Origin of the sequence: Niveispirillum sp. (genome assembly GCF_017996735.1) — a bacterium.
Lineage (GTDB): Bacteria > Pseudomonadota > Alphaproteobacteria > Azospirillales > Azospirillaceae > Niveispirillum.
The window spans coordinates 108190-116543 of sequence record NZ_JAGOGJ010000007.1 but is presented as its reverse complement, the minus strand read 5'-3'; the positions used below and the strand labels follow the sequence as shown (position 1 = coordinate 116543).

Sequence of the window (8354 nt, the reverse complement as noted above, 5' to 3'; positions counted from 1 at the left end):
CAGCAGCCCCGCACCCAGGCCCCGCGCCCGCAGGGTCAGGGGCAACGTCCCCAGGGTCAGGGCCAGCGCCCCGCCCAGCAGGGCAAGCCGCAGCCGCATTCCCGCCCCGCCGCCAAGCCGCAGGGCGAAAACCGCCCGGCCAATGCCAGCGCGGCCAAGCCGCAGCGCCCCCAGCGTCCGGCCCGTGATGGCGGAGAGGCGTCCGGCGGTGACTGGACACCCGAGTTCCTGCGTCGTCCCGCGCGGGGGTAAGCACCCCCGCCGTCGCTCCCTCACCCTCCCGAACGCTGCCGCGCTCGGGCCCCTCCCTCTCCCGCCAAGCGGGAGAGGGGCTGAAATTCGCATAAGGCATTGTTCCGCCCCTCGCCCACGAACGTGGGAGAGGGAGGGGCCCATTGGCGCCCGCCAATGGGAGGGTGAGGGCAACAACGCCTCCATCCCCACCACCGCCAACCAATGCCCCACTCCCCACCCAAAAGCTGACTTTCCCATCGCACCCTGCTATAATGCGGCCCGCCGGTGCGCTGTGCTGCCGGCATTCGGAGCACTTGAAGCCGCTCCCTCCGAAACGTCCCGGTATCTGTGTTTCACGGCGTTGCATTGGTCCTTCCATTCGGAGTGGACTGCCCCCGTACTCCGAAACATCCGACATTTCCGTCGCACGATGTTTCACAGGTCACCCCGCATTCGGAGCACTGGCCGCCCCACCTCCGATCGCCGGTAACGGCGCGGTGCGGGCAAGGTAACTGAATTACCAAACTGACATCGAATTCCTGTAACTGGGGGGGTCAAATCCGCGACAGGCCGTGCTATAGTGCCGGCAATGACAGGTCGCGCCCACCCGCGACCGGATAACCGGACCACCAGAGCATCAAGGAACATCCCATGCGCCGTCACCGCCACGCCAAGATCGTCGCCACCGTCGGCCCGGCCAGCAATACGCCGGAAATGCTGAAGGAGCTGTTCCTGGCCGGCGTCGATGTCTTCCGCCTGAATTTCAGCCATGGCAGCCACGAGGACCATGCCAAGGTCCACGCCGCCATCCGCGCGCTGGAAAAGGAAGTGGGCCGCCCCATCTCCATCCTGCAGGATTTGCAGGGTCCGAAGATCCGCATCGGCATCCTGACCGCCGGCAAGGAAGAACTGGTGAAGGGCGAGCGGGTGAAGTTCCTGCTGGGCCGGGAACCGGGCGACAAACAGTCGATCCCCCTGCCGCATCCGGAGATTTTCAAGGCCATCATGCCGGGCCAGGACCTGTTGATCGATGATGGCCGGGTGCGTGTGCGCGTGCGCGGCGTCACCGACGACACGATCAATGCCGAGGTCATCGTGGGCGGCATCATCTCCAACCGCAAGGGCGTGAACCTGCCCGGCACGCCGCTGGACCTGTCGCCGCTGACGGAAAAGGACCGCGCCGATCTGGCCTTCGGCCTGTCGCTGGGCGTGGATTGGGTAGCGCTGTCCTTCGTGCAGCGCCCGTCCGACGTGATCGAGGCCAAGAGCCTGATCGGCGACAAGGCCGGTCTGGTGTCGAAGATCGAAAAGCCGCAGGCGCTGGAAAAGATCGAGGATATCATCCGCCTGTCGGACGCCATCATGGTGGCGCGCGGTGATCTGGGCGTTGAAATCCCGCATGAGGATGTGCCCGGCCGGCAGAAGGAACTGGTGCGCGCCGCCCGTCTGGCCGCCAAGCCGGTGATCGTGGCCACCCAGATGCTGGACAGCATGGTGGCCAGCCCGACGCCGACCCGCGCGGAGGCGTCCGACGTCGCCACCGCCGTCTATGACGGCGCCGATGCCGTCATGCTGTCGGCTGAAAGCGCCTCGGGTCAGTTCCCGCTGGAAGCCGTGTCGATGATGAGCCGCATCATCGCCAGCACGGAAAAGCATCCGACCTACCGCCCCATCATTACCGCGCTGGAACCGGAAGTGGACCACACCCCCTCCCACGCGGTGGCCGGCGTCGCCGCCGATCTGGCCGGCACCATCGATGCCGCCGCCATCTTCGCCTATACGGCCAGCGGCAACACGGTCGCCCGTATCGCCCGCAAGCGGCCGGACGTGCCCGTGCTGGCCACCACCCCGCATGAAGCCGTGGCCCGCCGTCTGGCCCTGGTCTGGGGTGCGCACGCCATCCATTCCGGCGATGTCGGCACCTATGAGGAAATGGTGGATCGCGCCCGCGCCCTGGCCGTGAAGGAAGAATTCGCCCGGCCGGGCGAGCGGATCGTCATCGTCGCCGGCATCCCCTTCGGCCAGTCCGGCAGCACCAACAATCTGCGTATCGCCAAGATCTGATACCAATCTGCCGAAGGTCAAACCTTCGGCAGATTGGAGGCTGGCGACGGCCAGCCCGGCGCACATGCGCCGTGAGCCAAGGCGGCGGATGCCGCCGCCCGGCGTCTGAGGGAACGCAAAATCTCCCTTGATCGGTGACGATCAAGGGAGATTGGTATGATACCCATCATCCTTGATGCTGACCGGTGGTCGGCATCAAGACCTCCCTTACGCACTGGGCCGGCAGTCGCCGTCCTCCAATCCGCCTGAAGCTCAACCTTCAGGCGCCCTTCAAGTGACAAGCGGAAGCCCGACCACCACGCAATCCTTCTCCTGCGGGGCGCAGAGCAGGTTGATGGTGCCGATGGGGCCGAAAAAGTCCTGCGCCTCGCCCCGGAAATTGCCGGGATTGAACAGGCGGGGCCGATGCGACCACATGCGATAGCCCAGGCTGCGCAGCAAGGACACCAGTTCCGTCTCCCTTTCCGGCCGGTCGTTCCGCAGATAGAGATAGGGGCGGCAGCGCGCGATCGTATCCGCCGCCCCCCGCAACAACTCCACCTCCCGTCCCTCCAGGGCCGCCTTGATCAGGCGCAGGCGGGGAAGGTTCAGGCTGTCGATGGCCGTGCCGTCGCCCTCATGCAAGGTCGCGGACCCGATCTGGTTGGCGGCTAGATTGTCGGCCAGCAGGCCGCGCAGGGCCGGCTGCCCCTCGAACAGGTGCAAGGTGAAATGGCGGGCCAAGGGAAGCGCATGCGTGCCGATATTGGCACCGGCCTCGACCACCACATCGCCGGGATTCAGGACGCTGAGGCAGGCGGCCAGTTCGGCCTCCATCCACTCGCCATAGGCTTCCAGGCTGCGCCCGATCACCGGGTCGCGGGCCGGGTGACGCAGCGTGCCGTAACGGGTGACGGTCTCACGCACCGTGTCCGACCCCGTCTGGTGTATCTCTCCCGACGCCAGCATGATGGCGGGGCGATCGGGGGGCAGCGGCGGTGGCGGCACGGGGTGATTGACCTCCGCGGACGGGCGGGACGGCGGGGCGGGCGGGGGCAGCAGCATTGACCGGTCACCCGTCTTCAGCGCCGCCACCGCCTCGGCCAGCCGCTCGAACACGCCGTCCCAGCCGCCATTCCGGCGCTGCCGGAACAGGCGCATGGTGGTCGGATACCAGGGGCTGTCCTCCCGTTCCATCAGCCAGCGCCAGTCGGGGGCGAATTTCAGCGGGACCCAGACCGGCCGGCCCAGGGCACCGGCCAGATGCGCCACCGACGTATCGGAGGAGATGATCAGGTCCATATGCTGCATGACGGCGGCGGTATCCAGGAAGGCGCCGGGACCGCTGTCGAAATCCGGCCCCAGAGACACGACCTGCATGCCGTCGGGCAGGTGATCCAACTGGTCCAGGCCGTAGCCCTTCTGCAGGCTGACCAGCGTCACGCCGGGGATGCGGGCGATTGGGGCCAGATGGCGCAACCCATAGGAACGACCGCGATCGACACCGATACCGGCCTTGCCCTGCCACACGACGCCGATACGGAATTCACCCTTGGGCAACCGGTCGCGCCACATCTCCACCCGCTCGGGGTCCGCGAACAGATAGGGGATGGGGGCGGGGATATTGTCCAGGGTGATACCCAGGACATGCGGCACACTCATGATGGCCAGATGCACATCGAAGGGCGGCAACGGCTCGCCATAGATGGCCAGGGTGACGCCCGGCACCTGCTCAAGGCAGCTATAAAGCGCGCGAAGATTGGGCGGCACCTCCAGGATGACCTTGCCGGCGCGGGCGGCGATTATGGCGGCGAAGCGCACGAACTGGATACTGTCGCCCAGCCCCTGTTCGTGATGCAGCAGAATGGTCTTGGTGGAGATATCCTCCCCCCGCCATTCCGGCTTGCCGAAATCGCGCAGCGGCACCGGCAGGTTGGGCCGCAGCCAGCGCCATTCGAAATGCCCCCAACCCTCCAACAGCTTGCCGGCCACCAGGAACAGGCCGGCAGCCGTCCCATGCACCGTCGGGTTGTCGGGGAAAAGCTCAAGCATGCGGCGGGCCAGTTGTTCCGATTCGTCCAGCCGGCCCTGGTTCATGTAGATGTTGGTCAGATTGTTCAACGCGTCGCGATAGGTGGGCGCCACCTTCACCGCCTCGGCGAAGCAGTGCTCCGCCCCTTCCAGATCCCCTTCCTGGTCATAGATGGCGATGCCCAGATTGACCAGCGCCTCTGGCATGGTGGGGCGCTTCCTGACGGCTTCGCGCAACAGTTTCAGGGCCTCTTCGCCCCGGCCCCGCTTTGCGAACTGGTTGCCCAGATTGACCATGGCCTCGATCATGTCGGGGTGGTGGCGCAGCACCTCCTCGTAATACCGGATACCCTCCTCGGCCCGGCCCGTATCGCAGAGCAGGTTGGCCAGATTGAACAGCCCGACGGCCAGGGTCGGATGGTCCTTCAGGGCCAGGCGGTAATTCTCCTCCGCCCGCGCGACGTCGCCCTGCATATATTGGGTATTGGCCAGAAAGCAGCGGACCTCGCCCGATTGTGGCCGCACAGCCAATGCCTTCTGATAGGCGGCACCAGCCTCCGCCGGCCGGCCCAACGCCGACAGCGAATTGCCCTGATTGACCAGCGCGTCATAGTCGCGCGGCGACTGTACCAGCCAGCGGGAAATGACAGCCTCTGCCTCGGCATGGCGGCCAAGCTGCTGCAAGGCGATGCCCAGCGGGTGCAGGGCGTCATGCAGGTTGGGATTGCGGGCCAGCAGGGTACGATAGCGGGTTTCCGCCTCTGCGATCTTGCCCGCCATGTGCAACTGCTTGGCGGCGTTCAACTCCGCCAACATATTCTGAGAGACGCCCACCTTCTGCACCGCTTGTTCCCCCCGCGCCAATGCCTGCCCTGGATTTGTACAGTCCGGACAGTTCCTTAATCAACGGAATCCCAAGACCAAGCGAACTGATGCCGTCGGTCAAACTTCTGGGCCGCCGGTATCAGCGCAGGGCATTGCTGATCAGGTAGGTGGCATAATCGGCGACCTTCAGCTTGATGGCGGCGCGCTCGCTCTCCCCTTCCATGGCGCGGGCCAGAACGATATGACGCTGCACATCCGTATCGACGACCTTGTACAGCATCGTCTCCCCCTTGATCCGGGGGTAATAGGTGGGGTCGACCCGCTTCTGCCGCTTGGACAGGCGCTCCAGCACCTGCTCCTCCGTCACCTCCACATCGGCCTGTTTCTTGACCAGGGTCCAGTCCTTCTCCCCGGCGAACCCTTCCGCCAGCAGCGGGGCCGGATCACCATCGCAAAGCCCGACCTTGAACAAATTCTTGCCAAGCCCGACATCCGAGCCCCACTGGCAAAGATTGGCGCTGCGCGCGACGAATATCGTAGCCATCAATCAGGGTCCTTGCATTTTTGGCACCCGCTGACCGGGCCCACCCGGGCTTGAGTTAACCCAAGCGGCCGGCGCTGAAAAGGGGTGGCGGAACCGACACCACCGTTGACCAATTTATAAGCATGATTGACCAACCAATGGGCAGAAGCTCTGCGCAAAGACGAGGCGAATTGATATTCCTGTACCCTTCATCAGTCCATCAACGGAATTCGCCTACAATTTGATCAATATTTTAACTTGGAACAATTTTGAGCAATTGATAAATTAGCAACGCAGATGGCGCAAAGCCACCCGACCACGCAAAGACGCGTGGCAGCAGGGGATCAATCGCACCCAATAAATCGCAATCCGAAATAAAGAACCGTGGTTCACATGCCGAAAGATTTCACGGCGGATATTTCCGCATATCGGGCGGCGGGGGCTGATCTGGACGCCTCGCCAGAAACAATCATCGAACTGGCGAAGGAGGTCGCGGAAGTCTCCGCCATGCGAACCAGCGCCATTGGCGACATCACCCGCCGCACCAAGATCCTGGCGCTGAACGCCAAGATCGAGGCGGCCCGGGCCGGGGTTCATGGGGCCGGTTTCGGCGTCGTGGCGGCGGAGGTGCAGACCATTTCGTCAGAGATCGATCTGGCCGCCAGCCGCATGCGGGACGAGATTGTGGGCAGTGCCAATCGCCTGCACCAACTCGGCCAGGGGCTTGTCGGCTCCATGCGCGGGCAAAGGCTGGCCGATCTCGCGCTGAACATGATCGATATCGTCGATCGCAACCTCTACGAACGGTCCTGCGATGTAAGGTGGTGGGCCACCGACAGCGCCGTTGTCGATGCGCTGCAGAAACCCGATGCTGACAGTTTGGCCCATGCGTCGCGGCGACTGGGCGTCATCCTGAAATCCTACACGGTCTATCTCGACATCTGGGTGGCGGATGCGCAGGGGCGCGTGATCGCCAGCGGCCGGCCTGACCGGTACCGCGTGGCTGGCCGGTCGGTCGTGGGTGAAAGCTGGTTCCGTGATGCCATGGCGACGCGCGATGGCAGTGAATTCGCCGTGGCCGACGTGGCGCCGCATGAGGGGTTGGGCGGCCAGCCTGTCGCCATCTATTCCACCGCCATCCGGGCCAACGGGGCGGAGAATGGCCGGCCGCTGGGTGTGCTGGGCATCTTTTTCGACTGGGCGCCGCAGGCCGGCACCGTCGTGAAATCCGTCCGCCTGACCGAGGAGGAGCGGCAGGAGGGGCGCACCAAGTGCCTGATCGTGGACAGCAATTTCCGCGTCATGGCCGCTAGCGACGAACGCTATCTGCTGATCGGCCGCTACCCGCTGCAGACCGATGGCAAGGACATGGGCTATTACCAGACCGAAGACGGCACGCTGGTGGCATTCGCCCTGACACCGGGCTATGAAACCTATAAGGGTCTGGGCTGGTACGGGCTGATCCTGCAGCGCCCGCCGGAGGTGGAAGCGGCCTGGAATGCCAAGCATGGCCATGCCTGACCATCGGGGTTGCCGTTTTTAGGCTTGGCAGCCGCCGGCCCCGCGTCGGATAGAGTAGGGGGCGCCGCCCGCAGGGACGCCCCCTTTTCCGTCACATCACCGGTCCCGCATGCCCGCCGCCCCCGCCGCCGCCCCGTCCCCGCTGACCTGGATCGTCATCCTGAACTGGAACGGGGCGGAGGATACGATCGGCTGTCTCGACGCCGTCAGGGCGATGACGGGGGCACGATGGCGCTTGGCCATCTGTGACAACGCCTCCTCCGATGATTCGCTGCCCCGTCTGCGCGCCGCCCTCGCCGACCGGTTCGGCGAGGGTTTTGTCGAACTGGCTGAGGCGGAGGTGGGGCAAACGCGCCCCGACGGTGACATTTACCTGATCCGCAATGCCGGCAATCACGGCTATGCCGGCGGCAACAATGTCGGGGTGCGGCTGGCCCTTCAGGATCCGGCCATGGCCTTCACCTGGATCCTGAACAACGACACGCTGCCCCAGCCGGACGCGCTGTCGGCGCTGCTGGCGCATGCGGCGGCGCATCCGCGCCAGGGCATGATCGGTTCCACCCTGCTCTATGTCCATCGACCCGACCGGATCCAGGGGGCCGGCGGCGCCCGCTACAACCGCTGGACCGGCCTTGTCAGCCATCTGGGCTGGAACCGGCCGCGGGAAGAGGCGGCAAGCTTCGCCGATGCGCGCATGGATTATGTGATCGGGGCCGCCATGTTCATCCGCCGGGCCTGGCTGGAACAGGTCGGGCTGATGGATGACAGTTTTTTCCTCTATTTCGAGGAGATCGATTATTGCCGGCGGGGTCGGCACCTGTTCGACCTGGGTTATGCCCCGGCCAGCCTGGTGCTGCACAAGGAAGGCGGCACGACGGGCGGGCATCGTGACCAGATCAGCCTGCTGGCCGATTTCTACAATCTGCGTAACCGGCTGCGCGTCACCTGGCGGCATTTCCCCTATGCCATGCCCACCATCCTGGCCGGGCTGTGCGTGACGGCGCTGAACCGTCTGCACCGTGGGCAGGCGGACCGGCTGCCCATGCTGTGGCGCATCCTCTGGCAATTTCGCACCATAAGGTTCGAGGATGTTCGGATGCGGGATTAAGCCCCCATGTTGCCTGTGTGCTGCGAACAGTGCATAAAGCGGCCGTCCTGCATGCGCGTCCTTGGGGCG

Annotated in this window: 5 protein-coding genes; 3 read left to right on the top strand and 2 right to left on the bottom strand. The window is 65.0% G+C overall.

Annotated elements, in window-relative coordinates; genetic code table 11:
* Positions 1 to 885 precede the first annotated feature (885 nt).
* Positions 886 to 2298 (top strand): pyruvate kinase, encoded by a 1413-nt coding sequence (pyk, locus tag KBA48_RS04775; protein WP_292903857.1) that lies wholly within the window; start codon positions 886 to 888, stop codon positions 2296 to 2298.
* A 270-nt stretch (positions 2299 to 2568) separates the two neighbouring features.
* Here the strand turns inward: pyk and KBA48_RS04770 are convergent, their stop codons facing one another.
* Positions 2569 to 5151, bottom strand: coding sequence for a tetratricopeptide repeat protein (locus tag KBA48_RS04770; RefSeq protein WP_292903856.1), 2583 nt, complete (start codon positions 5149 to 5151; stop codon positions 2569 to 2571).
* Between the two features lie 121 nt (positions 5152 to 5272).
* Entirely contained in the window at positions 5273 to 5677 is a 405-nt protein-coding gene (locus KBA48_RS04765) for a hypothetical protein (RefSeq protein ID WP_292903855.1), read from the bottom strand.
* A gap of 372 nt (positions 5678 to 6049) precedes the next feature.
* Between KBA48_RS04765 and KBA48_RS04760 the strand changes: the two genes are divergently transcribed.
* Together KBA48_RS04760 and KBA48_RS04755 are read left to right on the top strand one after the other, a co-directional pair.
* Positions 6050 to 7177, top strand: a complete 1128-nt coding sequence (locus tag KBA48_RS04760) for a cache domain-containing protein (protein ID WP_292903854.1) — start codon at positions 6050 to 6052, stop codon at positions 7175 to 7177.
* A 109-nt stretch (positions 7178 to 7286) separates the two neighbouring features.
* The gene (locus KBA48_RS04755; RefSeq protein ID WP_292903853.1) at positions 7287 to 8285 is read left to right on the top strand and encodes a glycosyltransferase family 2 protein; all 999 of its coding nucleotides are present in this window, start codon (positions 7287 to 7289) and stop codon (positions 8283 to 8285) included.
* The last annotated feature ends 69 nt before the right edge of the window (positions 8286 to 8354 follow it).

What these genes read in the sequence shown, in the direction of transcription:
- KBA48_RS04765 (WP_292903855.1), bottom strand. Translation starts at nt 5,677, where the DNA reads ATGGCTACGATATTCGTCGCGCGCAGCGCCAATCTTTGCCAGTGGGGC.
- KBA48_RS04760 (WP_292903854.1), top strand. Translation starts at nt 6,050, where the DNA reads ATGCCGAAAGATTTCACGGCGGATATTTCCGCATATCGGGCGGCGGGG.
- KBA48_RS04755 (WP_292903853.1), top strand. Translation starts at nt 7,287, where the DNA reads ATGCCCGCCGCCCCCGCCGCCGCCCCGTCCCCGCTGACCTGGATCGTC.
- pyk (WP_292903857.1), top strand. Translation starts at nt 886, where the DNA reads ATGCGCCGTCACCGCCACGCCAAGATCGTCGCCACCGTCGGCCCGGCC.